40 protein-coding genes and 2 tRNA genes are annotated in these 25,522 nt (G+C 33.8%); 34 read left to right on the top strand and 8 right to left on the bottom strand.

What is annotated here, in order from left to right; genetic code table 11:
* Positions 1-6: 6 nt before the first annotated feature.
* Entirely contained in the window at positions 7-846 is an 840-nt protein-coding gene (locus ACTF45_RS00555; RefSeq protein ID WP_438949164.1) for a prephenate/arogenate dehydrogenase, read from the bottom strand.
* Between the two features lie 93 nt (positions 847-939).
* Between ACTF45_RS00555 and ACTF45_RS00550 the strand changes: the two genes are divergently transcribed.
* Both ACTF45_RS00550 and ACTF45_RS00545 read left to right on the top strand, forming a co-directional pair.
* On the top strand, positions 940-2,388 hold the full coding sequence (locus ACTF45_RS00550) for a DNA helicase (RefSeq protein ID WP_438949163.1): 1,449 nt from the start codon (positions 940-942) through the stop codon (positions 2,386-2,388).
* A 27-nt stretch (positions 2,389-2,415) separates the two neighbouring features.
* Positions 2,416-2,661 carry a DUF2839 domain-containing protein gene (locus ACTF45_RS00545; protein WP_288348322.1) on the top strand — a complete coding sequence of 82 codons (246 nt, stop codon included), beginning with the start codon at positions 2,416-2,418 and terminating at the stop codon, positions 2,659-2,661.
* A gap of 2 nt (positions 2,662-2,663) precedes the next feature.
* Here the strand turns inward: ACTF45_RS00545 and recA are convergent, their stop codons facing one another.
* The 5 genes from recA to ndhN form a co-directional block, all read right to left on the bottom strand.
* Positions 2,664-3,776, bottom strand: a complete 1,113-nt coding sequence (recA, locus tag ACTF45_RS00540) for a recombinase RecA (protein WP_288348321.1) — start codon at positions 3,774-3,776, stop codon at positions 2,664-2,666.
* A 109-nt stretch (positions 3,777-3,885) separates the two neighbouring features.
* On the bottom strand, positions 3,886-4,662 hold the full coding sequence (locus ACTF45_RS00535) for an HAD family hydrolase (RefSeq protein ID WP_438949162.1): 777 nt from the start codon (positions 4,660-4,662) through the stop codon (positions 3,886-3,888).
* A 17-nt stretch (positions 4,663-4,679) separates the two neighbouring features.
* Positions 4,680-4,751: transfer RNA gene (locus ACTF45_RS00530), tRNA-Gln, on the bottom strand.
* A 104-nt stretch (positions 4,752-4,855) separates the two neighbouring features.
* Entirely contained in the window at positions 4,856-5,866 is a 1,011-nt protein-coding gene (locus ACTF45_RS00525; protein ID WP_438949161.1) for a Light dependent period protein LdpA domain-containing protein, read from the bottom strand.
* Positions 5,856-6,326, bottom strand: a complete 471-nt coding sequence (ndhN, locus tag ACTF45_RS00520; RefSeq protein WP_011133187.1) for an NAD(P)H-quinone oxidoreductase subunit N — start codon at positions 6,324-6,326, stop codon at positions 5,856-5,858. Before ndhN ends, ACTF45_RS00525 begins: the two co-directional genes overlap by 11 nt.
* A 287-nt stretch (positions 6,327-6,613) precedes the next feature.
* On the opposite strand from ndhN, the gene rplC reads away from it, so the two are divergent.
* The 30 genes from rplC to prfA all read left to right on the top strand — a co-directional run bounded on the left by rplC (position 6,614) and on the right by prfA (position 22,739).
* Positions 6,614-7,267 (top strand): 50S ribosomal protein L3, encoded by a 654-nt coding sequence (gene rplC, locus ACTF45_RS00515; protein WP_288347137.1) that lies wholly within the window; start codon positions 6,614-6,616, stop codon positions 7,265-7,267.
* Complete coding sequence (gene rplD / locus ACTF45_RS00510; RefSeq protein ID WP_288347136.1) at positions 7,264-7,896, top strand: 50S ribosomal protein L4; 633 nt, start codon at positions 7,264-7,266, stop codon at positions 7,894-7,896. The genes rplC and rplD overlap by 4 nt, the downstream gene beginning before the upstream one ends.
* The gene (locus ACTF45_RS00505) at positions 7,893-8,195 is read left to right on the top strand and encodes a 50S ribosomal protein L23 (protein ID WP_288347134.1); all 303 of its coding nucleotides are present in this window, start codon (positions 7,893-7,895) and stop codon (positions 8,193-8,195) included. The genes rplD and ACTF45_RS00505 overlap by 4 nt, the downstream gene beginning before the upstream one ends.
* A 12-nt stretch (positions 8,196-8,207) precedes the next feature.
* The gene (gene rplB / locus ACTF45_RS00500; RefSeq protein ID WP_288347132.1) at positions 8,208-9,071 is read left to right on the top strand and encodes a 50S ribosomal protein L2; all 864 of its coding nucleotides are present in this window, start codon (positions 8,208-8,210) and stop codon (positions 9,069-9,071) included.
* Between the two features lie 38 nt (positions 9,072-9,109).
* Positions 9,110-9,385, top strand: a complete 276-nt coding sequence (rpsS, locus tag ACTF45_RS00495; protein ID WP_011133182.1) for a 30S ribosomal protein S19 — start codon at positions 9,110-9,112, stop codon at positions 9,383-9,385.
* The gene (gene rplV / locus ACTF45_RS00490; RefSeq protein ID WP_288347131.1) at positions 9,386-9,772 is read left to right on the top strand and encodes a 50S ribosomal protein L22; all 387 of its coding nucleotides are present in this window, start codon (positions 9,386-9,388) and stop codon (positions 9,770-9,772) included.
* Entirely contained in the window at positions 9,772-10,503 is a 732-nt protein-coding gene (gene rpsC, locus ACTF45_RS00485) for a 30S ribosomal protein S3 (RefSeq protein WP_288347129.1), read from the top strand. Before rplV ends, rpsC begins: the two co-directional genes overlap by 1 nt.
* Before the next feature lie 11 nt (positions 10,504-10,514).
* The gene (gene rplP / locus ACTF45_RS00480) at positions 10,515-10,997 is read left to right on the top strand and encodes a 50S ribosomal protein L16 (RefSeq protein ID WP_288347128.1); all 483 of its coding nucleotides are present in this window, start codon (positions 10,515-10,517) and stop codon (positions 10,995-10,997) included.
* On the top strand, positions 10,994-11,212 hold the full coding sequence (gene rpmC, locus ACTF45_RS00475) for a 50S ribosomal protein L29 (RefSeq protein WP_288347126.1): 219 nt from the start codon (positions 10,994-10,996) through the stop codon (positions 11,210-11,212). Before rplP ends, rpmC begins: the two co-directional genes overlap by 4 nt.
* Before the next feature lie 8 nt (positions 11,213-11,220).
* Positions 11,221-11,487, top strand: a complete 267-nt coding sequence (gene rpsQ, locus ACTF45_RS00470; protein ID WP_288347124.1) for a 30S ribosomal protein S17 — start codon at positions 11,221-11,223, stop codon at positions 11,485-11,487.
* The gene (rplN, locus tag ACTF45_RS00465) at positions 11,484-11,849 is read left to right on the top strand and encodes a 50S ribosomal protein L14 (protein WP_011133176.1); all 366 of its coding nucleotides are present in this window, start codon (positions 11,484-11,486) and stop codon (positions 11,847-11,849) included. Before rpsQ ends, rplN begins: the two co-directional genes overlap by 4 nt.
* Entirely contained in the window at positions 11,850-12,206 is a 357-nt protein-coding gene (rplX, locus tag ACTF45_RS00460) for a 50S ribosomal protein L24 (RefSeq protein WP_288347122.1), read from the top strand. It begins immediately after the preceding gene.
* A gap of 75 nt (positions 12,207-12,281) precedes the next feature.
* Complete coding sequence (gene rplE / locus ACTF45_RS00455; protein WP_011133174.1) at positions 12,282-12,818, top strand: 50S ribosomal protein L5; 537 nt, start codon at positions 12,282-12,284, stop codon at positions 12,816-12,818.
* 10 nt (positions 12,819-12,828) lie between these two features.
* Positions 12,829-13,230, top strand: coding sequence for a 30S ribosomal protein S8 (gene rpsH / locus ACTF45_RS00450; RefSeq protein ID WP_288347120.1), 402 nt, complete (start codon positions 12,829-12,831; stop codon positions 13,228-13,230).
* Positions 13,231-13,242: 12 nt separating this feature from the next.
* Positions 13,243-13,782 carry a 50S ribosomal protein L6 gene (gene rplF, locus ACTF45_RS00445; RefSeq protein ID WP_288347119.1) on the top strand — a complete coding sequence of 180 codons (540 nt, stop codon included), beginning with the start codon at positions 13,243-13,245 and terminating at the stop codon, positions 13,780-13,782.
* Between the two features lie 14 nt (positions 13,783-13,796).
* Complete coding sequence (gene rplR / locus ACTF45_RS00440; RefSeq protein WP_288347117.1) at positions 13,797-14,165, top strand: 50S ribosomal protein L18; 369 nt, start codon at positions 13,797-13,799, stop codon at positions 14,163-14,165.
* A gap of 15 nt (positions 14,166-14,180) precedes the next feature.
* A complete protein-coding gene (rpsE, locus tag ACTF45_RS00435) occupies positions 14,181-14,801 on the top strand; it encodes a 30S ribosomal protein S5 (protein WP_288347116.1) in 621 nt (206 codons plus the stop codon).
* 4 nt (positions 14,802-14,805) lie between these two features.
* Positions 14,806-15,264: a 50S ribosomal protein L15 gene (gene rplO / locus ACTF45_RS00430; protein WP_288347115.1), complete on the top strand. Its 459-nt coding sequence runs from the start codon at positions 14,806-14,808 to the stop codon at positions 15,262-15,264.
* A gap of 30 nt (positions 15,265-15,294) precedes the next feature.
* Positions 15,295-16,614, top strand: coding sequence for a preprotein translocase subunit SecY (secY, locus tag ACTF45_RS00425; protein WP_288347114.1), 1,320 nt, complete (start codon positions 15,295-15,297; stop codon positions 16,612-16,614).
* On the top strand, positions 16,614-17,168 hold the full coding sequence (locus tag ACTF45_RS00420) for an adenylate kinase (protein ID WP_288347113.1): 555 nt from the start codon (positions 16,614-16,616) through the stop codon (positions 17,166-17,168). The genes secY and ACTF45_RS00420 overlap by 1 nt, the downstream gene beginning before the upstream one ends.
* Before the next feature lie 38 nt (positions 17,169-17,206).
* Complete coding sequence (gene rpmJ, locus ACTF45_RS00415) at positions 17,207-17,323, top strand: 50S ribosomal protein L36 (RefSeq protein WP_011133166.1); 117 nt, start codon at positions 17,207-17,209, stop codon at positions 17,321-17,323.
* A 45-nt stretch (positions 17,324-17,368) separates the two neighbouring features.
* Positions 17,369-17,734, top strand: a complete 366-nt coding sequence (gene rpsM / locus ACTF45_RS00410; RefSeq protein WP_288347112.1) for a 30S ribosomal protein S13 — start codon at positions 17,369-17,371, stop codon at positions 17,732-17,734.
* 49 nt (positions 17,735-17,783) lie between these two features.
* Positions 17,784-18,176: a 30S ribosomal protein S11 gene (rpsK, locus tag ACTF45_RS00405; RefSeq protein WP_036930693.1), complete on the top strand. Its 393-nt coding sequence runs from the start codon at positions 17,784-17,786 to the stop codon at positions 18,174-18,176.
* A 42-nt stretch (positions 18,177-18,218) separates the two neighbouring features.
* Positions 18,219-19,157 (top strand): DNA-directed RNA polymerase subunit alpha, encoded by a 939-nt coding sequence (locus ACTF45_RS00400; protein ID WP_288347110.1) that lies wholly within the window; start codon positions 18,219-18,221, stop codon positions 19,155-19,157.
* Between the two features lie 15 nt (positions 19,158-19,172).
* Entirely contained in the window at positions 19,173-19,523 is a 351-nt protein-coding gene (gene rplQ / locus ACTF45_RS00395; RefSeq protein WP_011133162.1) for a 50S ribosomal protein L17, read from the top strand.
* A gap of 37 nt (positions 19,524-19,560) precedes the next feature.
* Complete coding sequence (gene truA / locus ACTF45_RS00390; protein WP_438949160.1) at positions 19,561-20,367, top strand: tRNA pseudouridine(38-40) synthase TruA; 807 nt, start codon at positions 19,561-19,563, stop codon at positions 20,365-20,367.
* A gap of 117 nt (positions 20,368-20,484) precedes the next feature.
* Positions 20,485-20,916, top strand: coding sequence for a 50S ribosomal protein L13 (gene rplM / locus ACTF45_RS00385; protein WP_288347108.1), 432 nt, complete (start codon positions 20,485-20,487; stop codon positions 20,914-20,916).
* A 9-nt stretch (positions 20,917-20,925) separates the two neighbouring features.
* The gene (gene rpsI, locus ACTF45_RS00380) at positions 20,926-21,336 is read left to right on the top strand and encodes a 30S ribosomal protein S9 (RefSeq protein ID WP_288347107.1); all 411 of its coding nucleotides are present in this window, start codon (positions 20,926-20,928) and stop codon (positions 21,334-21,336) included.
* Positions 21,337-21,349: 13 nt separating this feature from the next.
* Positions 21,350-21,610: a 50S ribosomal protein L31 gene (gene rpmE, locus ACTF45_RS00375; protein WP_011133158.1), complete on the top strand. Its 261-nt coding sequence runs from the start codon at positions 21,350-21,352 to the stop codon at positions 21,608-21,610.
* Positions 21,611-21,644: 34 nt separating this feature from the next.
* Positions 21,645-22,739 carry a peptide chain release factor 1 gene (gene prfA / locus ACTF45_RS00370; RefSeq protein WP_288347105.1) on the top strand — a complete coding sequence of 365 codons (1,095 nt, stop codon included), beginning with the start codon at positions 21,645-21,647 and terminating at the stop codon, positions 22,737-22,739.
* A 6-nt stretch (positions 22,740-22,745) separates the two neighbouring features.
* Here the strand turns inward: prfA and ACTF45_RS00365 are convergent, their stop codons facing one another.
* Positions 22,746-23,303 carry an HNH endonuclease gene (locus tag ACTF45_RS00365; RefSeq protein ID WP_288347104.1) on the bottom strand — a complete coding sequence of 186 codons (558 nt, stop codon included), beginning with the start codon at positions 23,301-23,303 and terminating at the stop codon, positions 22,746-22,748.
* A 29-nt stretch (positions 23,304-23,332) separates the two neighbouring features.
* Between ACTF45_RS00365 and alr the strand changes: the two genes are divergently transcribed.
* Both alr and ACTF45_RS00355 read left to right on the top strand, forming a co-directional pair.
* Entirely contained in the window at positions 23,333-24,520 is a 1,188-nt protein-coding gene (gene alr / locus ACTF45_RS00360; RefSeq protein ID WP_288347103.1) for an alanine racemase, read from the top strand.
* A 61-nt stretch (positions 24,521-24,581) separates the two neighbouring features.
* Positions 24,582-24,670 (top strand) — tRNA-Ser (locus ACTF45_RS00355).
* A 22-nt stretch (positions 24,671-24,692) separates the two neighbouring features.
* On the opposite strand, the gene ACTF45_RS00350 is transcribed toward ACTF45_RS00355, so the two are convergent.
* The gene (locus ACTF45_RS00350) at positions 24,693-25,496 is read right to left on the bottom strand and encodes a TIGR01548 family HAD-type hydrolase (RefSeq protein WP_438949159.1); all 804 of its coding nucleotides are present in this window, start codon (positions 25,494-25,496) and stop codon (positions 24,693-24,695) included.
* Between the last annotated feature and the right edge of the window lie 26 nt (positions 25,497-25,522).

Below are 25,522 nucleotides of genomic sequence, written 5' to 3'. Positions count from 1 at the left end.
GATTTTTTAATTTGTAAAATTTGATCTGATTTCTATCGCTTTTGTAAGTTTTTCAGATAATAATTCCCACTTATTGTTTTTGATTAGAGATTCGATTTCATTAATATTTTTTTTAAATTCTTTAATTGCTTTTAAGATATTTGTCTGATTATTCATAGCCAAATCCAAACCTAAATTCGGATTTCCACCTCCAACTCTTGTTGTATCCGCATAACCTGAAGCGGCAAGTCGTTGAGTTAGAGCTAATAGCGATTCATTTTTCTCTGTATTGGCAGTTTTAATTAATGAAGAAGCAACAAATATCGGTAAATGAGATATTAAAGAAACAGCTTCATCATGCTCTTTTGGTGATGCTTTATAAATCTCACATTGCATAGAAGTTATTAATTTACTCAGCGTTTTTAATGAATGTGAATTGGTTTTCGAAGTAGGAGTGATAATCCATTTTGCATTTTCTAATAAACTTTCGAAACCTGATTCAACTCCTTTTTCTTCTGAGCCTGCCATGGGATGTGAACCAATAAATAATGGATGTATCCCCCCCCATGTGTTAATTATGGGTTCTTTTATAGAACCGACATCAGTCACTATTGCATCTTTTGGAATCGCATTTATTAGGTCGTTAGAAGGATAGATTAGATCTTTAATCGGTAATGCCAATATAATTAGAGAACATTCTCGTAGGATGCCTAAATCGCAGCTAACAACGTTTGCAAGATTTCTCTCTATTGCCTTTTTTTTATTAAGGTTATTGTTCGTGACTCCGTAAATAGTGTGTTTTAATCTTTGGAGTTTTAATCCTATTGAACCACCAATAAGTCCTAGACCTACAATTCCAATATTCATTGATTTATTTATTTGAGGCTTTTTTATATTGATAACAATTTTTTGTATATTAAGATCATGTTTTTTTCAATTTGATATTACTAAAATTATATAATGCTTGAAATTTTAAGTCATCAGTACTTAAAAAGATTTATTAGATCCCATGAGATAGATTGGGATCATATTTATTCTTTCGGGAGAATAATTTCAAAGTGTCTTCAAACAAATGAAACGTATCTGATTAACTCGGAAATTTTTTCTACTAATATTTGGCTACCCGCTCTGTTGATTTCTATATTTTTATTCGAAGAAAATTCGACTTTTGTTTTATCTCAAGACAAAATAGAATTTTTAAAAAATAATTACTTAGGAGAATTAAAAAGTCTTGGGTTAAATTTTATTTTAGAAAATGATCAAATAATTTTTTCAAATCACCGAGTTTGTTTTATCTCTCTGGAAAAACTGCTAGGTGATGTAAATATTTTTAATGCTAGAAATCATCGCATTATTTTTTCTGGGATTGAAAATATAAAAGAAGATTTAAAAAACTATTTTAGAATTTCATTTTTGAAAAAAAATTGGTTTCATAAATTTGAACAATCATCATTTAAAAGTCAAAAGATAATTAGTACGTACAACCTACTTAAAAAGAAGTTTTTCTTGAGAAAAGTTTTAGATAGTAGGAGTATTTTTTTAGATAAAGAAGAAATAAATTTTCTTTCTAATTTCTTTTTTGAAAACTCTTCCTATTCTGATCAATTTTTGAGGGTAAGTAATGCTCTTTCTGCAGGTTGGGCATGCTGGGTAACTTTAGATGATATAAATTTTGAGTGGAATTTTTATTTAGAACCTATAGATGAACTTTCTCAGATAAAACATTTACTAATTAATAATAAATTTGTTTTTTTGTCCGCATTAAGAGAAGATAATTTTTTTCAAAAGTATCTCAAGAAAGAAAGTTTAGACATTGATTTGGTAATGAACTTTAAGAGTAATTTTATTGAAAATAAAATCTTAATATACGTTCCGCCTAGACAAATGCTTCCAAATAATCCAATGTTTACAAAAAATATTTTAGATAAGTCTAAAAAATTAATAATTTTCTCAAAAGGTCTGACTTTATTTTTATCTGATGACGTTGATTTGAACCTTAAATTTGCTACAGAATTAGCCTCTATCTATGGAAAGCGAGTTTTGCTAGAGAATATTCCTTTGTTTAATAATGAAATTCTATGTGCTAGCTATACCTGGTGGATCAATAATTCTTATTGTATACAAAGTCCAGAACAAATAATTATTCCATTACTACCAATCCCTAGCATTAAAGAGCCTATCAATACATTGACTGTCTCTTATAATAGAAATCTTTCTAAAGATTGGTTCCGAGAATTTTTACTTCCTGAGGCAATACAAAAATTAGAAAGGTCTATTTCACCTTTAAGAAAAAACGCTGGTAAATTAATAATTCTTGATGGAAGAGCACATAAAAGAAAATGGGGTAGATTAATTTTAAAAAGTATTCAACCTTCAAAACAAATAAACTATATGCTTCCTTACGATTAGGTTATTATTTAGGAAATATCTTTAAATATGGGAGAAGCAAAAAGGAGAAAATCATTAGGTCTTCCTCCTAAACAAAAAAATACTAAATCTAAATCAGACGAATCACCTAGAATATTTGATTGGCTGCCTCTTACTATTAATCAGAGAGACAGTTTAATGAAAATAAGTATAAAAGCTAGTTGGTATGGAATTGGAGGTTTAGTTATTTTGTGGGTAATTGTTAGATTTATTGGACCAGCCGCAGGTTGGTGGACTCCAGCTGATTCATTATGAATCTAAGCTATTTTCTTGATGTTATTAGCAATCACAGCATTTTCTGGATTATTATTTAATGCTTTCATCGAATTAGAACTTACTTCAGTACCTTCTGTTAGTTTCGTTTTGACAATAGATTCTACTTTATTCTTTATTTCTAAGTTCTGATCCAACCAAATAATTGTGTTATCTCTTCCTTGTCCAATGTTTTCTCCTTCGTAACTATACCAAGCACCTCTCCTAATTATTATATTAGTCTCTTCTGCTAAATCTAATAAACATCCTGTCGTACTTATTCCTTTGCCGAATAGAATATCAAACTCTGCAATTCTAAATGGAGGAGCTACTTTATTTTTTGCTACTTTAACTTTTGCTCTTATTCCATATTCTTCTGTACCTCTTTTAAGAGTCTGAATTCTCCTAATGTCAAGTCTTACTGAAGCATAAAACTTTAATGCATTACCTCCTGTAGTTGTCTCTGGATTTCCATATGTAACTCCGATTTTTAAGCGTAATTGATTGAGGAATATCACTGTACATCCTGATTTGCCAATATTACCAGTTATTTTTCTCATTGCTTGACTCATTAGTCTTGCCTGGCTTCCTATAACGTGATCTCCCATTTCACCTTCTATTTCTGCTCTAGGAGTTAATGCTGCTACTGAGTCAACAACAACAAGGTCTACGGCAGTTGATCTTATGAGTTGATCAACTATTTCTAAAGCCATTTCACCTGTATCTGGCTGAGAAACTAATAAATTTTCGACATCCACTCCTAGAGAAGCCGCATAGACTGGATCTAAAGCATGTTCAGCATCAACAAATGCTGCTATTCCTCCATTTTTCTGTACTTCTGCTATTGCGTGAAGAGTTAGGGTTGTTTTTCCTGAACTTTCAGGTCCGTAAACTTCAACCACTCTTCCCTTTGGATATCCCCCTCCTAATGCTAAGTCTAATGTAAGAGCTCCTGTAGATATTGTTTCCACTTTCATTCTGGAGGCATCTCCAAGCCTCATTATTGATCCTCTACCAAAGTTTCTTTCTATTTGTCCTAAGACTAGATTTAAGGCTTTGTTTTTCTCTTCAGATGAGGATTCCTTTGAATCCTTTTTTCTTCTTTCTTCTAAACTCATTTTAATTTATTGATAAGTTCTCATAATTATTTTTAAATCTATAATTTTTAAATAAATCTAAAATTAATAATTACAATTCATAGTACATGTGTACTTTAGCCGAAGATAACTAAATTGCAAGTAAATCTTCTAAACTTTTCAACTTTAATAATTTAATCTCAAGTGGCAAATTAAGTCTATCTACATTTTTTAAATAGCCCCAATCAGCCAAGTAGCAGGGAATGTTACTTGTCTCGGGGTTTTGCTTTATATCAAGAAGTGTATTTCTCCTATCTTCGATAAAGCCCATGATTTCATATTCTCTCCAGAGTTCTGAAATAATCTCAACTTTTGTTCCCGATTCATAGCCAAAAATCAACTCCGGGTAAATATTTAATTTTTCAAGAATTTTGCCTGCAAATATTTTTCCTTTCGTTGTTATGATTCCCGTCTTGATTTTTTCTTTCTTTAATTTTTCTATAAAAACTATAACCTCATAAAATGGGCGATGTAATCTTATCCAATTGTCAAAATCATTATCTATTTGATATTTTCTTGCTTTATCAAGACATTTTTGTAAATCTTCAGCCACCCAAGAATTTTCTAATAAAACTTTCTGACAATTTTGATGATATTTATTTAGGAAATTGATTTTGTTTTGATTATTTAGTGGATCTTCACTTTTGATAATTTGGTGGACAATGATTAACATCTCCCATCCATATTTAACCCAGGGTCTCATTTCTATGAAAGTATTTGAAACTTGTTTGTAAAGATTTTGATCGATTAAGATTTTTGGAGAATTTATAAATTTTTCAAAAGCTAATAATGAACTGTGCCAGTATTCATTCATTCCATCAACAATAACTCCATCAAAATCAAATAGAAATAATTTATGAGAGCTCACTCAACTAATTTTTAGAACTGGGCCGCTAGGATTCGAACCTAGGAATGTCGAGACCAAAACCCGATGCCTTACCACTTGGCGACGGCCCAATGAAATTTTATTTTAATACATTACTAGATTTTTTTCTATCAAAAATATAAATTTTCATTCTAGATTTTATGAAATTGTTTTTTAATTTAATTAAATAGGGCGATTAGCTGATTTTCCATGGGTTAAGCAATTTTTGTGCTTTTTTTATTGCTAAATCCATTTTTTCTGGATATTCATATAATTTTTTATTATTTTTGTTTGCATCTTCAATAAGTGGTTGCATTATTTTTCTAGCAGAACTCCCAAAGGCAATTCCATCAGGAAAATTATTTATTTTCAAAAATTCATGAGTTTTCTCATTTGTTCCTCCTGCTAGTTGAATTAAACCTGGGGGAAGATGAGATCCTATATTATTCCATAATTTAACTGTATCCTTGCCTGTTGATGGAGCTAGATCACCAGACATAGGTCTTCCATCTAGTTGCCAAATAAGCGGCACATTATGTTCGACAAGAATTTCATATCTATCCCAGAGAGCTTTTAAAAGATCTTTTGGTCCTTTTTGGGATTGATTTAATCCACAACTTACAGATATTTTTTTAAATTCTATCCCTGAAGTTTTGAGAATATTTGCAACTTGTATAAAAGAATCTAGTCGATTGATTTCCGTATGAATTTCTACTGCATCAGGCTTTATTGTTTGTAGAGTTTTTGGTAAGTCATTATTTGACAATTTATATTCATATTCAGAAATTAAATTGAGGGGACAACTATTTATACATCTTCCACATCCATAGCATTTATTTTCTTTTACCCCAGAATAATCAATCGCAAACGTAGGGCAAATCCTTTCGCATGGCCTAGGACAATTAGAGGGGCATTTCAATGGATCAAATTTAGCTTTGCGAAAATGTATATCCTTCCCATCACTAATGCTTATCATCAATCCAGGAGAGGCACCGTAGAGTTTCTTGGCCCATTTGATACCATTTCTTGCTGCTTCAACTATAGATTCGTCAGCAGCAACATCAATATAGTCAACTCCAGCAGCGGAATAAATAGCACTTAAATCTTCTATGGCAACAATATCTTCATTGCTCGCCCCGCAAATTAATTTAACCCATTTATCTGATCCCTTTTTATTTTTTTTTAATAACTCAATTTCAGAATTCATTCAATATGTAATCATTTAAAGATTTCCATTCAAGTTTTCTAGAACCACCCATTTCAACAACAATTTTTAGTTTGTTATCTGAAGTACAGATTTTAATTAAGCTTTCTAGTTCAGATTGAGATAAGACTTGACCTTCCAATAGCCATAATAATTTATCTTTATCATTCTCATTAAATAGTTCAGACGCTTGAGGGATTACTTGCTGAACTTCTCCAAGAGCACCATTTCTGCCAATACTTTGATGACCGAGATGAGGTGGCCTTATACCGTGTAATTTTAGTAAAAATACTTCAGGATCACCTAATCCTCTAGCAGAGGTAATGTAAGTTTTAAAACCTTTAGCTCGCATTCTTCTTAAAAGACGAGTTTCATACCCCCCCTCTAGAGGTGCAAACATAGCTAAGCATTTATTTTTATTTAAATCATTATGAAACTTTTTTCCCGTCAGAAGTAATGGCATGAAGATTCTCTTTAACTATATATTATTTCATTTTATGGTACTTGATGATGTACAATTTATATTCGGTGAATTTTTTTTAAGCTCGCAAGCTAGCCGAGCCTCTGGAATATTCATGTTTTTAGCGTTTCGTTAAAGAATTTGGGATGGGTTTAACCCCACGAGAAACTTTCTAATTTTAGAAAAGTCTCACTCCTACAATTAAATTTTTGATTAATAACGTTGTTGAAACTTTTAAGAGATTTGACAATTAAACAAAAATTATTTATGAGCTAGCCTACTCAAGTCTTATGTCTATAGGAATTTTAGGAAAAAAATTGGGCATGTCTCAATTATTCGATGAAGATGGGAATGCAGTACCGGTTACTCTTATAGAGGCTGGCCCTTGTCGAGTCACCCAATTAAAAACTCAACCTTTGGATGGTTATTCTGCTATTCAAATAGGTTATGGAGTATCAAAGGATAAGCATTTGAGTAAGCCTGAGAAAGGACATCTAATAAAATCAGGTGAAATACTTTTAAAACACCTAAAGGAATACAGAGTCGAAGAGACTTCCCCTTATGAGATTGGAAAGGAAATAACTGTTACAAATTTTGAGGTTGGTCAGAAAGTTGATATTAGCGGGAAATCAATGGGTAGAGGTTTCTCTGGATATCAAAAAAGACATGGTTTTAGTAGAGGACCTATGAGTCATGGTTCCAAAAATCATAGAGCTCCAGGATCAACAGGTGCTGGAACAACTCCTGGAAGAATTTATCCTGGTAAAAGGATGGCAGGAAGATATGGAGGTAAAAAAATAACGACAAAGGGTTTACTAGTGGTCAAAATTGATGATCAGAAAAATTTACTTGTAGTAAAAGGTTCTGTACCAGGTAAACCTGGCTCGATAGTAAATATAAAGCCTAATAATGTTGTCGGTAACAAAGGAGGAGCAAAATCATGACAACCCTAGAAACTTTAAAATGGGATGGCAAAAAAGCTGGCAAGGTCTCAATTGATTTAAAAGTTGCCAAAGAGACTTCTTCTGCCGATTTAATTCATAGAGCTGTTCTTAGACAATTAGCTAACAAAAGACAAGGAACTGCATCTACTTTGACAAGGTCTGAAGTTCGTGGAGGAGGTAGGAAGCCTTATAAGCAGAAGGGTACGGGTAGAGCTCGTCAAGGATCAATCAGGACTCCATTAAGACCAGGAGGAGGGGTAATTTTTGGCCCTAAACCACGTTCGTATAACTTAGATATGAACCGAAAAGAAAGAAGATTAGCACTTAGAACAGCCTTAATGTCTAGGATTGCTGATATCAAAACTGTTGAAGATTTTGGTTCCACATTAAACCAACCAAAAACTAGTGAGATAATCAATGGTCTTTCTAGATTAGGAATAGAAAAAACAGAAAAGGTTTTAGTTATTCTTGATAATCCCTCTGATGTCATTAAAAAATCTATTAACAACATTGAAAAGGTAAAATTAATTGCTGCTGATCAATTAAATGTTTTTGATATTCTCAATGCCAATAAGTTAGTTATTGGTCAATCAGCAATCAATAAAATTCAGGAGGTTTATGCATCATGAGTAGATTATTTGATTCTCGTCTAGCAGATATAATTCGTAAACCTGTAATTACAGAAAAAGCGACAAATGCGCTAGATCTTAACCAATATACTTTTGAGGTAGATCATAGGGCCGCAAAGCCACAGATAAAGGCAGCAATTGAGTCAATGTTTAGTGTTAAAGTTATAGGAATAAACACTATGAATCCTCCAAGGAGAACAAGAAGAGTCGGTAAATTCTCCGGGAAGCGTTCTCAAATTAAAAAGGCAATTGTACGTCTTGCTGAAGGAGACAAAATTCAACTATTCCCAGAATCTTAAGGAGTATTTATTATGGCTATTCGTAAATTCAAACCCTATACACCTGGAACTAGACAAAGAGTTGTTACTGACTTTAGTGAGATTACAGGTTCAAAACCAGAAAGATCATTAATAGTTTCTAAGCATAGGAATAAAGGTAGAAATAACAGAGGAGTTATTACCTGTCGTCACAGAGGGGGCGGACACAAAAGACAATACAGATTAGTAGATTTCAGAAGAGACAAAAAAAATATTAATGCAAAGGTTGCAGCTATTCATTATGATCCCCATAGAAATGCGAGACTCGCACTTTTATTCTATGAAGACGGCGAGAAAAGATATATTATCGCTCCAGCGGGAATTAAAGTAGGTCAAAATGTAATTTCTGGTGAAGGTGTTCCAATTGAAGAAGGGAATGCAATGCCCCTATCTTCCATGCCATTAGGATCGAGTGTTCACTGTGTAGAACTATATGCTGGTAGAGGTGCTCAAATGGTTAGATCTGCAGGAGCTAGTGCACAACTAATGGCGAAAGAAGGAGAGTATGTCGCTTTAAAACTTCCATCTACTGAAGTTAGACTTGTACGTAAGGAATGTTATGCAACTTTAGGTGAGGTGGGTAATTCTGAAATACGTAATACTAGCTTAGGAAAAGCAGGCAGAAGAAGATGGTTAGGTAGAAGACCTCAAGTAAGAGGTAGTGTTATGAATCCATGTGATCATCCACATGGAGGAGGAGAGGGAAAAGCTCCGATTGGTAGAGCAGGCCCTGTAACTCCTTGGGGTAAGGCAGCACTTGGATTAAAGACACGTAAGAAAAACAAGCCAAGTAACAAATTAGTTGTTCGAAGACGTCGTCGTATTTCTAAGAGAAGTAGAGGAGGAAGAGATTCTTGATTACTACTATTTCTATTTCTATTTCTATTTTATAAATTATGGGACGTTCATTAAAAAAAGGGCCTTTTATAGCAGATAGTTTGCTTAAAAAGGTAGAAAAACAAAATACTGATAATGATAAATCAGTCATCAAAACATGGTCTAGATCTTCGACTATCCTTCCTGTTATGATTGGTCATACGATTGCTGTTCACAATGGTAAGGCCCATATACCAGTTTTTATAACTGAACAAATGATCGGCCATAAATTAGGTGAATTTGCTCCTACAAGAACCTATCGTGGCCACTTAAGAGATAAGAAGGGGGCAAGATAAATGACAAAAACACCTGAAATGACAAAAACAGCTATTGCTCACGGTAAGTACATTCGTGGTTCTGCATCAAAAGTAAGAAGAGTTCTCGATCAAATTAGAGGTAAATCTTATAGAGACGCACTTATTATGTTGGAATTTATGCCATATAGATCTACTGATCCAATTACTAAGGTTTTAAGATCTGCAGTAGCTAATGCAGAACATAACTTGGGTATGGACCCCTCGTCCCTAGTAATATCTTCAGCTTCGGCTGATAACGGTCCGGTGATGAAAAGGTTCAGACCGAGAGCTCAAGGTAGAGCCTTCTCTATCAAAAAACAGACTTGCCATATAAGTATTTCTGTTGAATCTGCTCCTAATCAAACTAATACGGAGGGACAAAACTAATGGGTAATAAAATTAACCCAACAGGGTTTAGGTTAGGCATCACACAAGAACATCGTTCAAAATGGTTTGCTACTTCTAAAACTTATCCAACTCTTCTTCAAGAAGACGATAAAATACGTACTTTTATCCAAAAGAAATATAGTTCAGCTGGAATCAGTGATGTACTAATTGCTAGAAAAGCCGACCAGTTAGAACTAGAATTGAAAACAGCCAGACCTGGAGTGGTTGTAGGAAGGCAAGGAAGTGGCATTGAAGAATTGAGGTCAGGTATACAAAAAACCATAGGAGATAGAACAAGGCAAGTTCGAATTAATGTTGTTGAAGTGGAGAGAGTTGATGCAGATGCATATTTACTTGCTGAATACATAGCACAACAATTAGAAAAAAGAGTTGCCTTTAGACGAACTATAAGGATGGCTTTGCAAAGAGCACAAAGAGCTGGTGTCTTAGGCTTGAAAGTACAAGTAGGAGGACGACTCAATGGTGCAGAAATAGCTAGAACAGAGTGGACTAGAGAAGGTAGGGTTCCTCTTCACACTTTGAGAGCTGAGGTTGATTATGCACTGCGCGAAGCAAATACAACTTATGGTGTATTAGGAATTAAAGTTTGGGTTTTCAAAGGGGAGGTTCTTCCCAAAGAAGAACAAACTATTCCTGTTGGTGCTATTCCGAGAAGGAAAGGTAGCCGAAAACCTCAGCAATTTGAGGATCGTTCAAATGAGAAATCATAGGAGGTATAACAATGCTTAGTCCAAAACGTACTAAATTCCGAAAACAGCATAGAGGCAGAATGAAAGGAATTGCCTCTAAGGGTAATACCATTGCATTTGGTCAGTTTGCACTCCAAGCTCAAGATTGTGGGTGGGTAACTGCTCGACAGATTGAAGCAAGTAGAAGAGCAATGACAAGATATGTTAAACGTGGTGGCAAAATATGGATTCGTATTTTTCCAGACAAACCAGTCACTATGAGACCAGCTGAAACTAGGATGGGATCAGGAAAAGGTAATCCAGAGTTTTGGGTGGCTGTTGTAAAACCTGGAAGAATATTATTTGAAATGGGTGGCGAAGAGATTACAGAAGAAATTGCAAAAGAAGCTATGCGTCTAGCACAATATAAATTACCAGTAAAAACAAAATTTATTTCTAGTGATATAAATCTAAGTAGTGATTCATCAGTAGAAGGTAAGACAGGGAAAGATTCAAAAGAGGAGGTTAAAAAATGAAAAATTCAGAATCTATAAAAGAATTTAAAAAGTTAAATTCTTCTCAAATTACCGAAAAAATTGATCAACTCCGAAAAGATCTCTTCGACTTGAGATTCAAGCAGGCAACAAGACAGCTTAATGAAACTCATCAATTTAAAATCATTAAGAAACAAGTTGCACAATTACTTACTCTTAGTAAAAGTCAATCCACTTCTCAAAAACCCGCTGATTAATTATTGCTATGGCACTTAAAGAAAGAATTGGTACTGTTGTAAGCGACAAAATGGACAAAACAGTTGTTGTTGCCGTAATCAATAGATACCCACATCCAACTTATAAAAAGATTGTAAGTAAAACTACTCGCTATAAGGCACATGATCCAGAAAACACATGTGTTTTGGGAGATCGAGTTAAAATTAAAGAAACAAGGCCACTAAGTGCTCATAAAAGATGGGCAATAGAGGAAATTCTTAATAAAACAATAACGAGTAAGGAGGATAAAAAATGATTCAACAGGAAACTTATTTAACTGTTGCTGATAACAGTGGAGCTAAAAGACTTCAATGTATAAGAGTGCTTGGTTCAAATAGAAGATATGCACATGTGGGAGATGTTGTCGTTGCATCAGTAAAAGATGCATTGCCAAATATGGGGGTTAAAAAATCAGATGTCGTTAAAGCAGTTATTGTTAGGACAAGACATACTTTAAGAAGAAATACAGGGAACTCAATTCGTTTTGACGATAATGCAGCCGTTTTGATTAATGAAGATAAAAATCCAAAAGGTACAAGAGTATTTGGTCCAGTAGCAAGGGAATTACGCGATAAGAATTTTACAAAGATCGTTTCTTTAGCTCCGGAGGTTATTTAAATGTTGGACTCACTTAAACAAAAGAAAAACTTCAAACGAATAAAAATGAGAATTAAAACAGGAGACTTAGTCAAAGTTATTAATGGTAAAGAAAAAGGTAAGACTGGTGAAGTATTAAAAACTATTCCCCTAGAGAATAGAGTAGTTGTGAAGGGAGTAAATCTTAGGACAAAACATGTAAAACCTACTCAAGAAGGTGAAAGTGGGAGAATTTTGACAGAAGAAGCATCATTACATGCTTCTAATGTAATGTTTTTTTCAAAGGATAAAAATCTAATAAGTAAAATAGAATATTTTATTGATAAAGAGGGAGTTAAAAAAAGGAGATTAAAAAAAACTGGTGAACTAATTGATTAAATTCTTCATCAAAAACGAGATTTCAATTTTCTTATTACACAATTCTGACAAAGACCAGAATTAATTACAAAAATCATGACTCTTAAAACTCGCTACAAAGAAGCAATAAGACCAAAGCTTTTAAAAGACCTTGGTCTTAAAAATATTCATCAAGTACCCAAGGTTATTAAAGTTAACGTAAATAGAGGTCTTGGAGAAGCTGCTTCAAATTCAAAGGCTTTAGAGGCCTCTTTAAATGAAATGGCAACTATTACGGGACAAAAAGCTTTAGTTACAAGATCCAAAAAAGCAATTGCTGGCTTTAAAATAAGGGAAGGAATGGCAATTGGCTGTACCGTTACCCTTAGGGGAGATAGAATGTATTCTTTTTTAGAAAGATTTATAAATCTAGCCTTACCAAGAATTAGAGATTTCAGAGGTGTTAATCCAAAAAGCTTTGATGGAAGAGGTAATTATACTTTAGGAGTCAAAGAACAATTGATATTTCCTGAAATTTCATTTGATAAAATAGATTCCATTAGAGGAATGGATATAACAATCGTAACCAGCGCCTCAACCGATCAAGAGGGTAAAGCTCTCTTGAAAGAGCTAGGAATGCCTTTTAGTAATTAACTTTATAAACATGTCAAATCACGATCCTATTTCAGATATGCTTACTCGTATAAGAAATGCGAGTCAAAAAAAGCATACATCTACCGCAATCCCAGCTTCTAAAATGTCTCTAAGCATAGCTAAAGTTCTGCAAAAAGAAGGTTTCATAACTGATATTAATGAGGAAGGTGAAGGTTACAAGTCTCAAATCGTTTTAGGACTTAAATATAGTGGTAAAAGTAAATTTCCTACTATCAGATCAATGCAAAGAGTAAGTAAGCCTGGATTGAGAGTTTATAAAAATACAAAGGGCTTACCAAAAGTTCTTGGGGGTCTTGGAGTTGCTATAGTATCAACTTCAAAGGGTGTAATGAGTGACCGTGACGCAAGGAAACAAGGCATCGGTGGCGAAGTTCTTTGTTATGTTTATTAAGGGGTATTAATTATGTCAAGAATAGGAAAATCTCCAGTACAAATACCAGAAAAGGTATCTGTTGATATTAAGGGATTAAGCATTACCGTAAAGGGTCCAAAAGGGGAACTCAAAAGACTGATGCCTGAAGGTGTAAATTTTGATCAGAAAGAAAATCAGATCGTTGTTACTCCAGCAACTACGAAAAGATATTCACGGGAAAGGCATGGTCTTTGTAGAACATTGATTTCAAATATGGTTCAGGGAGTTACTGAAGGCTACTCAAAGAAATTGGAAATAGTAGGTGTTGGATCTAGGGCTCAAGTGAAAGGAAAAAATTTAGTAGTAAGTGCTGGATATAGTCATCCAGTAGAAATGACCCCCCCCGATGGTATAACATACAAGGTTGAAAGTAATACTAATGTAACTGTATCTGGAATTGATAAAGAAATTGTTGGAAATGAAGCAGCAAAAATCAGATCAATCAGACCTCCAGAACCCTATAAAGGTAAAGGTATCAAATACCAAGATGAGAGAATCATCAGAAAAGCTGGTAAATCCGGCAAAAAATAATTGCTTTAAAAATCATGGCTAAAATTTCAAGGAAACTTCAAACTCAAAAAAGGCATAAAAGATTAAGGCGTTACTTAATTGGTAGTAGCGCACGCCCAAGATTAGCTGTTTTCCGTTCAAATAATCATATTTATGCCCAAGTTATTGACGACGATGCACAACAAACTATATGTTCTGCTTCTACGGTAGATAAAGAACTTAAGGAAGATAAAGAAAAACTCTCTTCTAACTGCAGCTCTTCTTCAATTGTTGGTAAATTATTAGCTAAAAGAGCAATGAAGAAAGGTGTTAAACAAGTAATTTTTGATCGAGGTGGAAATCTATATCATGGCAGAGTTAAAGCTCTAGCAGATGCGGCCCGTGATGAAGGCTTGAACTTCTAAATATTTATTTTTATCATGACAGACACTCCAACAAAACAAGAAAATCAGTCAAAGACTGAGAATGCACCCTCATCTAATGCTAATGAACAGAGGAGAGGTAATCGTAATAATGATCGAAAAAGAAATCGAAGAGGTGACTCTAAAAATGAGAGGGATTCTGAGTGGCAAGAAAGAGTTGTTCAAATTAGAAGAGTATCTAAAACAGTAAAAGGTGGTAAAAAAATGAGTTTTAGAGCAATTGTTGTTGTTGGGAATGAGAAAGGACAAGTAGGAGTAGGAGTAGGGAAGGCAGGAGATGTTATTGGAGCAGTAAGGAAAGGAGTCTCAGACGGTAAAAAACATCTTGTTAGAGTTCCTTTAACTCCGAATAATTCTATCCCTACTTTATCTAAAGGGAGAGATGGAGCAGCGAATGTACTTATTAGACCTGCTGCACCTGGTACAGGTGTAATTGCTGGTGGGTCAATTAGGACAGTTTTAGAATTAGCAGGTATAAAAAACGTCTTAGCTAAAAGATTAGGTAGTAAAACACCCTTAAATAATGCGAGAGCTGCAATGGTAGCTCTTTCTCAATTAAGAACCCACAAATCTGCCTCTAGAGAGAGAGGTATTTCTCTTGAACAGCTTTACTCTTAAAATTATGACTTCAACTTTAAATACACTAAAATCAAACACAGGTTCAAGAAAGAAAAAATTAAGAAAAGGTAGAGGTATCGCGGCAGGGCAGGGAGCTTCTTGTGGTTTTGGTATGAGAGGACAGAAATCTCGATCTGGTAGACCTACACGACCTGGATTTGAAGGTGGTCAAATGCCCCTCTACAGGAGAGTACCCAAGTTAAAGCATTTTGAAATTATTAATCAAAAAAATTTTTCAATAGTTAATCTAAGCAAATTAAGTGAATACAAAGAAAGTGAAGTTGTCAATATAGATTCGCTTGTGAAAAAAAAGTTGTTATTTAAGCCGAAATTTCCTCTCAAAATTTTAGGTAATGGAGAAGTTAAAGTGAAATTAAAAGTTCAAGCTCATGCATTCACTAAAGTTGCCAAGGAAAAAATAGAAGCTGCAGGTGGATCTTGCGAAATTATTAATAATAAATAAATTTACTCATAAATTTAATTTTATTTGCCGATGTTAATTAACAAAAGTAGAAATCCTAGTGCTTCAGAAATAGTCACTCAATTATTTTTAAATAAAGAGTTAAGGAATCGAGTTTTAACAACTTTAGGTCTTCTACTTTTGGTCCGACTGGGCATTTATATACCAATGCCTGGAATTGATAGAGTTGCGTTTAAAAGTTTTATTGACCAGGGTGGTCAATTAATTGGTTTTCTAGATATTTTTACTGGAGGAGGAATTTCAACCTTAGGAATATTTGCACTTGGAATTTTACCCTTTATTAATGCTTCAATTATTATTCAACTTTTGACTGCTTCATTACCTGTCCTTGAAGATTTGCAAAAAAATGAGGGTGAAGCAGGTAGAAGAAAAATCGCTCAGATTACCAGATATGTTTCTTTGGGATGGGGTTTTTTACAAAGTATAATATTCTCGTTAATTCTTAGACAGTATGCAATCGAGGGTATAAGTGAAACTGCTTTTGTTTTGCAAACATCTATTGCCCTTGTAACAGGCTCAATGATAGTAATGTGGTTTAGTGAAATTATTACGGAGAAAGGAATAGGTCAAGGCGCCTCATTGGTGATCTTCTTAAATATTGTTGCAACCTTGCCAAAAGCTTTGAGTTCAACTATTGAAAAAGCACAAACTGGCGATCGTGGAGATGTTCTTGGTATAGCCGTTTTACTCGGAGTCTTTTTACTAACAATCGTAGGAATAATTTTTGTTCAAGAAGGAGCAAGACGCATACCAATTGTTAGTGCAAAAAGACAGATAGGTAATTCTTCATTACTTCCAACAAGACAAAGTTATTTGCCATTAAAGTTGAATGCTGGAGGAGTAATGCCAATTATCTTTGCATCTGCCTTGATATTTTTACCAATAACAGTTGCAAATGTTACCGGGAATCCAATTCTAATTAAATTAGCTGGTAGTTTAAATCCGGGTTCTTCCAATCCATGGCCATATGCACTAACATTTTTTGCTTTAATTTTAGGTTTCTCATACTTTTATGCCTCTCTTACCATTAATCCAGTAGATGTAGCATCTAATTTAAAAAAGGGAGGAGTTGCTATTCCTGGAGTAAGACCTGGTTCTAATACAGCAAATTACTTGTCAGGTATTCAAAATAGGCTGACACTATTAGGAGGATTATTTTTAGGTTCAGTAGCCATAATTCCTGCGGCTGTGGAAAGAGCAACTAATGTTCAAACTTTTCAAGGTTTAGGAGCCACTTCACTATTGATTCTTGTAGGAGTTGCTATCGATACGGCTAAACAAATTCAAACTTATGTTATTTCTCAGAGGTATGAGGGATTAGTTAATAATTAATGAAAAAACATTTACTATTTTTAGGACCGCCCGGAGCAGGTAAAGGAACTCAAGCTGCCCTTTTGAGTGAAGCCAACTCTTATTTACATTTATCTACTGGAGAATTATTAAGAAAAGAAATTGATTTGGATACTGATTTGGGTAAACAAGTAAAAGATATTATGAATAATGGGGAACTTGTAAGTGATCAATTGGTTTTAGAAATTGTAAAAAAAAATTTGGATAAGGATAATAATGGTTGGATTTTAGATGGTTATCCTAGAAATTTGTCTCAAGTGCATTCTCTTAATGATGTATTGATTAATATAAATCAACCTTTAGAAATCGTATTTTATTTAGATATACCAGACGAAGTTTTAATAAAGCGTTTACTTATTAGGGGTAGAAAAGATGATAATGAAAAAACTATTAAAACAAGATTAAAAATTTATAAGGAAACTACAGAGCCATTGATTGAATACTACAAAGATCTTGCCTTATTAGAAAATATCAAGGCTGATGGTGATCTAAAAACAATTTCTGCTGATATAAAACAAAAAATGGCTTGTCGATGATGTAGAATATAGAATTAACATTTTAATGAGAAAACCTTATGAAGGTTAGAGCCTCAGTAAAAAAAATGTGTGACAAATGTCGTGTTATTCGTAGGCATGGCAGGGTAATGGTTATTTGCACCGCTAGCCCTAGACACAAACAGCGTCAAGGTTAATCTTTGACGAAATTTAATTAAAAACCTTTTACTAATTCGAAACAAGTGGCCAGGATTGCAGGAATTGACATACCTCGTGAAAAACGAGTTGAAATTGCACTTACATACATCTATGGAATTGGTCTAACAAGATCAAAATTAATCCTTTCAAATACAGGAGTTAATCCTGATATTCGTGTCAAAGATTTATCAGATAGTGATGTACAGAAATTGAGAGGTGCTACAGAAGACTTTACTGTAGAGGGTGATTTACGCAGGAAAGAGGGTATGGCGATGAAACGCTTGCAAGATATTGGTTGTGTAAGAGGGAGAAGGCATAGAATGAGTCTTCCTGTAAGAGGTCAAAGAACAAGAACAAATGCTAGAACGAGAAGAGGCTCGAGAAAAACAGTTGCCGGAAGAAAAAAATAATCAATTAATTATAAAAAAAATGACACTAAATTTATTTATCTAAATTGTTATGGCAGCTCCAGTAAAAAAAACAGGTTCAAAGAAATCAAAGAAAAATGTACCAAATGGCGTAGTACATATTCAAAGTACCTTTAATAACACTATCGTATCTATAACTGATACTTCGGGCCATGTAATTTCTTGGTCTTCTGCAGGAGCAAGTGGATTCAAAGGTGCTCGAAAAGGGACTCCATTTGCTGCTCAAACAGCTGCCGAAGCAGCAGCTAAAAGAGCTCTTGATCAAGGTATGAGACAAATAGAAGTATTAGTTAGAGGCCCTGGCTCAGGTAGGGAAACCGCCATAAGAGCTTTACAAGTGGCCGGTTTAGAAATAACTCTAATAAGAGATGTAACTCCATTACCTCATAATGGATGCAGAAGACCTAAACGTAGACGCGTTTAGAACTTAACCACTCCCCCCCAAACTTTCAACCTTTTTTTTTCCGTGTTGCAATACCAGATTGACAGAATCGATCATCAAATTTCAGATGATCGCTCCCAAACAGGAACATTTTTAATTGGCCCCTTAGAAAGAGGACAAGCTACAACTCTCGGTAATTCTTTAAGAAGAGTTCTTATGGGAGGACTTGAAGGTAGTGCTGTTACTGCTGTAAGAATTGCAGGAATTAATCATGAATTTGCCACTATCCCAGGAGTTAGAGAAGACGTTCTAGATATTCTTTTAAATTGTAAGCAACTCTCTATTAATAGTTCCAACCCAGAGACTGAGATTGGGAGGTTAGTAGTTAATGGCCCAATGGAAGTAAAGGCAAACGATATACAATTTTCTTCTCAAGTTGAAATAGTTGATGGTGAAAAACCTATCGCAACTATTCAAGAGGGACATAATTTAGAGCTAGAAATTCATGTAGAAAGAGGGGTTGGTTATAGACCTGTAGATCGAAGAAATCAAGAAACTACAGCTATAGACTTGCTCCAGATTGATGCTGTTTTTATGCCTGTAAAAAGAGTTAACTTCACAATAGATGAAACTGCTGTTGCAGAAGGAGCAACAGGTAGAGAAAGATTAAAAATGGAAGTTGTTACAGATGGTTCCACAAGCCCTGATGATGCAATTGCTGAAGCAGCAAACCAGTTAATTGAACTCTTTCAGCCCCTAGCAACCGTTACAATGGTTGAAGAAATACCTGAAGAACCAGAACCTTCTCCTGAAGCGCAAATTCCATTAGAAGAACTAAACTTGTCCGTTAGAGCGTATAATTGTTTGAAAAGAGCACAAGTTAATTCTGTTTCAGATTTAATGGGATTCAGTTACGAAGATCTTTTAGAAATTAAGAACTTTGGCTCGAAATCTGCAGATGAGGTGATTGAAGCTCTTGAGCGAATAGGAATTTCAATTCCACAAAGCAGGACATCTGTTTAACAAACTATTGAGATTATGAGACATCAACTAAGAGTTCCTCTTTTAAGTAAACCAGCTGATCAAAGAAAAGCTCTTCTTAGAGCTTTAACTACGCAACTTATTCGAGAAGGTAGAATAACTACTACCAAAGCAAGAGCTAAAGCTTTAAGAAATGAGGCGGAAAGAATGATTTCCTTAGCAAAGGAGGGGACTTTATCAGCCAGAAGAAGAGCACTTGGTTATATTTATGATAAAAAGTTAGTTCACTCACTATTTGAAAAAGCTCAAGAAAGATATGGAGAAAGAAACGGTGGTTATACCCGAATCGTCAGAACTGTTGCTAGAAAAGGTGATAATGCCCAAATGGCTATCATTGAACTAGTTTGAAGATAGAAAAATAAAACTTGGAAATATAAAATAACTTTTGAAAAGAGTAGCTTTAGTTATCCAATATGATGGATCATATTATTCAGGTTGGCAAAGACAGAAAAATGCAATAAGTGTTCAAGAGACAATAGAAAATTGCCTATTTAAAATATCAAATCAAATTATAAAAACATTTGCTTCAGGAAGAACAGACGCTGGAGTTCATGCTTCTGGTCAAGTAATTCATTTTGATATTGATTTCGTAATACCAATTGATCGTTATGCAGATGTACTAAATAGTAGATTACCTCATACTATTAGAATCCTAGAATCAGTAGAAGTAAAAAATAGCTGGCATGCTTGCTATTCTGCAGTTTATAGACATTACCGATACGTAATTAATAATAGTAAGATACCTAATTTGTTTTTAAATAAGTGGTCATGGCATAGATACCAGAAATATCTTGATGAGTTTTCAATGTCAATTGCCTTAGATGGAATGATTGGAGAGCATGATTTTTTTGCTTTTCAAAAGAGTGGAAGTAATAGATCAACTTCAGTGACAACAATAAAAAATATAAAATTGGAGAGAACTGATGATTTGATATTGATAGATATAAAAGCTACAGGATTTCTTTATGGAATGGTACGTTCAATAGTGGGTCAACTTGTTTTAGTAGGAGAAAAGAAAATAACACCAGATATTTTTAAAGATAGATGGGTTTTAAAAAAGAAAAATGATGTTCGAGAGTCAGCGCCAGCCAAAGGTTTATGTTTCGTAAATTCTATATACGAAGAAAATATTTTTAAAAGGATTAATAAAAATGACCTTTTCCCGAAATTTGTAATTAGAGGTTACTCCTAGATTGGAAGATTTTATAAACTTAAATAATATATTTAGATAATCAAAATAATTGTTTATTCCTCCTTCAATAAGGTAGAATTTAAAACTGATTAAAATTTATTCAAGTAAAATTTATAAATGAATAAAACTATTACTCCCTCTGTAGAAACTATCGAAAGAAATTGGTTTTTAGTTGATGCTAAAGATAAGACACTTGGCAGGCTTTCTACAGAAATAGCTGCTGTTCTGAGAGGAAAGAATAAACCAACATTTACCCCTCATTTAGACACAGGTGATTTTGTTATTGTTGTTAATGCCGAGAAAGTAGAGGTAACAGGTAAAAAAGCATCACAGAAATTATACAGAAGGCATTCTGGTAGACCAGGAGGAATGAAAGTTGAAAAATTTGAATCGCTGCAAGAAAGAATTCCTGAGAGAATAATTGAGCAAGCTGTTAAAGGAATGCTTCCTCATAATTCATTGGGAAGACAGCAATTCAAGAAATTAAAAGTTTATAAAGGTTCAGATCATCCTCATGCTGCACAAAATCCTGTATTATTAAATAGTTAAGCTCTACTAATGAATAGTCAAATAAAAAACAAAGCAGTTTATTGGGGTACCGGAAGAAGAAAAACTTCTGTAGCAAGAGTTCGTTTAATTCCCGGCAATGGACAAATTAAAATAAATGGTCGATCTGGTGATGATTACTTAAACTTTAACCCATCACACTTAAATTCAGTTAAAGCACCTTTGCTAACTTTAGGCCTTGAAAATTCATACGATATTTTTGTAAATGTTTTTGGTGGTGGTTTAACAGGGCAGGCAGATGCAATCAAGCAAGGAGCAGCTAGAGCTCTTTGTGGTTTATCTCCTGATAACAGAAAGCCTTTAAAAACAGAAGGTCACCTTAGTAGAGACCCTAGATCAAAAGAAAGAAAAAAATATGGTCTTAAAAAAGCTCGGAAAGCTGGTCAATTCTCTAAACGTTAAAACATCTTTTATTATGCCTAAATCAGAAATTCATCCTAAATGGTATCCAGATGCAAAAGTTATTTGTAATGGAGAAGTCGTAATGACTACAGGTTCAACTAAGCCTGAATTACATGTTGATGTTTGGAGTGGGAATCATCCTTTCTTTACTGGGACACAAAAGATTCTTGATACTGAAGGTAGAGTTGATAGGTTTATGAAAAAATATGGAATGGGTTCAGCCGATTCAGCCACTTCAAAAGAAACAAAAGAATCTAAAAAATCAGATAAATAAAAATTTACTAATCAAAAATTAAGCAAATTTTCAATTGGAATATACAACATTAATTGCAAGGTTGAAAAATGCTTCAGAAAGTTTTGTCAATTTGGAAATGCAGTTGGCTGACCCAGATATTGCAAATAACCCTAAAAAACTAGAATCAATAGCAAGAGAAAGAGCCAAGCTGGAACCTTTGGTTCTAGATTTTAATCAATTGCTTGATACTGATAAAGAAATTGGTGACTCCAAACAATTGCTTAAAGAGAATAGAAATGATAAAGATATGGAATCATTGATCAATGAAGAATTATTCAGTCTAGAAGATCTTAAGAATCAACTTATTGAAAAATTAACAATTGCTTTATTACCCAAAGATCCAAGAGATGAAAGAAGTGTAATGTTGGAAATTAGAGCTGGAGCAGGAGGAAATGAAGCTTGTATTTGGGCCGGTGATCTAGCAAGAATGTATGAAAGATATGGACAAAAGATTGGTTGGACAGTAAAACCTATTAGTGCTTCTGAATCAGATATGGGAGGATTTAAAGAATTAGTTATTTCTGTAAAAGGAGATTCTGTTTATAGTCAATTGAAATTTGAGGCAGGTGTTCATAGAGTTCAAAGAGTCCCAGCAACTGAATCTCAAGGCAGAGTTCATACTTCTACTGCAACAGTTGCGGTTATGCCTGAGGCTGATCCAGTAGAAGTTAAGATTGATCCAACTGAGATAGAAATTGGTACAGCTAGATCAGGTGGTGCTGGAGGTCAAAATGTTAATAAGGTAGAGACTGCTATTGATCTAATTCACAAGCCGACAGGTATCAGAGTATTTTGTACACAAGAAAGATCTCAGCTACAAAATCGTGAGCGAGCTATGGAAATTCTAAGAGCTAAGTTATATGAGATTCAATTAAAAGAAGCTAATGCTAAGGAAAGGTCACAAAGGCTAATGCAAGTTGGAAGTGGAGATAGAAGCGAAAAAATTAGAACTTATAATTTTAAGGATAATAGAACTACTGATCATAGGTTGGGATCCAATTTTGCATTAGAGCCAATTCTGGCAGGACAATTAGATGATGTTATTGATGCTTGTTTAGCACAAGAACAAAAAAGGATGCTAGAAGATTTTAATGAAAATGAAAATTAATTAATTTTAAGCAGCTAACCCAATCACATATTTACTCCATTCTTTATGTTTTCCAGAGTCTATTTGCCTTGTGGCTTCAAAATTTAGATTACTTAATGGACGATATGGCTTTCGATTTAAAGGCATATTTGCTTCTTCGGGAGTCCTATTACCTTTTTGAACATTACATCTAAGGCATGCAGTTGTTACATTTTCCCAGTTGTCAGTTCCACCTCTGCTTCTTGGTAAAACATGATCTATCGATAAATCACTACCTCTGTGGTTACAATATTGACATGAATTATTGTCTCTAAGAAGTATATTTTTTCTTGTAAGTGCAACCTCTCTGAAGGGAACTTTAACGTAGTAGCGAAGCCTAATAACAGTAGGAAGGTTTTGCCCAGAATGTATGGCATATGATTGATCTTCTTCTAAACTTTCAGCTTTACCTTTGATCATTAAAATTACAGCCCTTCGCCAAGAAGTAATGTTTAAAGGTTCATAAGATGCATTTAAAACAAGAGTCTGGCCCATGCCAAATATCAATTTACATGTCATGCTAGCGGTATATTTAAATAAGCGCATATAATCGCTTAATCATTAATTCAAGTTCTTTGAATAATCGAAAAATTAATTTTGATACTCTTCCAAGTTTTGAAGGAGAAATAGATCCAACTCAAAGGGCTTGGATAGAAGTCAGTGGTAAAGCAATAGAGGCAAACGTAAGGCAACTAAGATCAAAATTAAAAAATAATTGTGAATTTATGGCAGTTGTTAAGGCTGATGGATATGGACATGATGCAAAAGTTGTATCTGAAAATGCGATTAAAGGTGGCGCTTCTCAATTAGGAGTAGCAACCTTAAAGGAGGGTATAAAGCTTCGTTCTTTTGGGATAAATGCCCCAATTCTTGTACTTGGTAATCTTTATACGAAAAAAGATTTATTAATATGTTTTAGAAATAATTTGATGCCAACTGTTAGTACTTTTAGAGAGTGTTTGATTTGTAATAACATTGGAAAGAGTAATAATTTCAAATTCTCGTTGCATCTAAAAGTTGATACTGGGATGTCAAGATTAGGATTTGAATGTGATCAGTTTAATCAACAATTTAATATTATTAAATCACTTGAAAATATTGCTGTTAAGGGAATATATAGTCATCTCGCTTGCGCAGATGAAAAGAATGCTTTGAATCCCAAAAGCAGCACTCAATTACAAAAAGAAAAATTTCAAGAATTATTGAAAATTATTGATATTGACAATACAGAAAATATTAAGATTCATCTTGCTAATTCTGCTGGCATGATTCTTGGCAAAGATTTTCATTTTGATATGGTACGCGTTGGCCTTTCCATGTATGGCTATAGTCCATTAGCAAATATAAATGAAAATTTATTCCTTAAACCTGCTTTATTTTTAAAGGCTAAAGTGACTTTTGTTCGAACTATTGAAAAAGGTATTGGAGTCAGTTACGGAAATAAATTTGTTAGTGATAGAAAAACAAAGTTAGCGGTTTTAAGTATTGGTTATGCTGATGGAATTATTAGAAATTTATCTGGCAAAATAAGTTTGATTCATAATAAAAAACTTTATACTCAAGTTGGATCTATAACAATGGATCAAATGATGGTAGATATTACAGACTCAAATGATATTGAAGTTGGTAGTACCATGCTATTACTAGGATCTGAAGGAGATAAATCAATTTCTCCGATTGACTGGGCAGATAAATGTAATAGTATTCCTTGGGAAATTCTTTGCTCTTTTAAAAATAGATTACCAAGAGTTCAAGTTGATTAGACATTTCGATTAAATAAATAATTTTGAATGTTTGCACAAAAATTGATAATGTAAAAGAACTGGAGAGGTGGCTGAGTGGTTGAAAGCGGCTCCCTGCTAAGGAGTTACAGGAGGTAACTTTTGTCGAGGGTTCGAATCCCTCCCTCTCCGTATTTATTTATAAGAATTATTTTTATTCTTGGAGTTTTTTAAAAAAATCAATATCTATATTTTTAAGATCATTTACTGTATTTAGAATTAAATCAGCTCCTGCATCTTTAAGTTTTGATTCATATGAAATACGTTCTTTCATCCTAGATTTTAAATGGAGATGAGGAGGAGCTACTCCAATGCTTATAAATTTTTGACTTGGAATTCTTTTTTTTGCATTAGAAACAGTATTGATATCAGCAATTGTGTCACCGACATATGCAATGGGTACATTTGCATAACCCAAACTACTTTCGGAAAGCTTGCTTGCTAAGTCAAGAAAACCTTGAGGATCTGGCTTATCAGGAGCATCACCCATTGCTATTAAAGGGGGAGATTCTAATTTTAGTCTCTTTTCTAAAACAAATTTAGCAGATGCAGATTCTGCTCCACTAACAAATCCCCAACTAATCCTATTTATACTTAATAAAGTAAAAAATTCTTTTTCCACTAATAACTCCTCATTTCTTATAAAACCTGACCAGTTATTACTATCTTTATTTGGATTTCCACCAAAGTAGAAGTCTTCAAAACATCGAATTATATCTTTCCTTTGAGGTGGTTTAAGTTTTAGATTCTCGCTTTTAATATGCCTCTTTATTAGTTCTAAACTTAAATCCCAATCGTTATTCCAGATACCTTCGTTTTTTGCATTATCTATATCTCGATAACTAGGATCCCAACCGCAAAATTGATAAACTGTTTTTTTAAGTGAAAGTCTATAACTGTTTTCTACGCTTCGGATCACACCATCTATATCAAATAAAATTACACCAATATTATTCAAGGAATTAATCTCAAAACTATTTATTA

The organism is Prochlorococcus sp. (genome assembly GCF_965655815.1).
Taxonomy (GTDB): domain Bacteria; phylum Cyanobacteriota; class Cyanobacteriia; order PCC-6307; family Cyanobiaceae; genus Prochlorococcus_A; species Prochlorococcus_A pastoris.
Note: the sequence above shows the minus strand (reverse complement) of the source record. Positions and strands in the feature narration are given on the sequence as shown.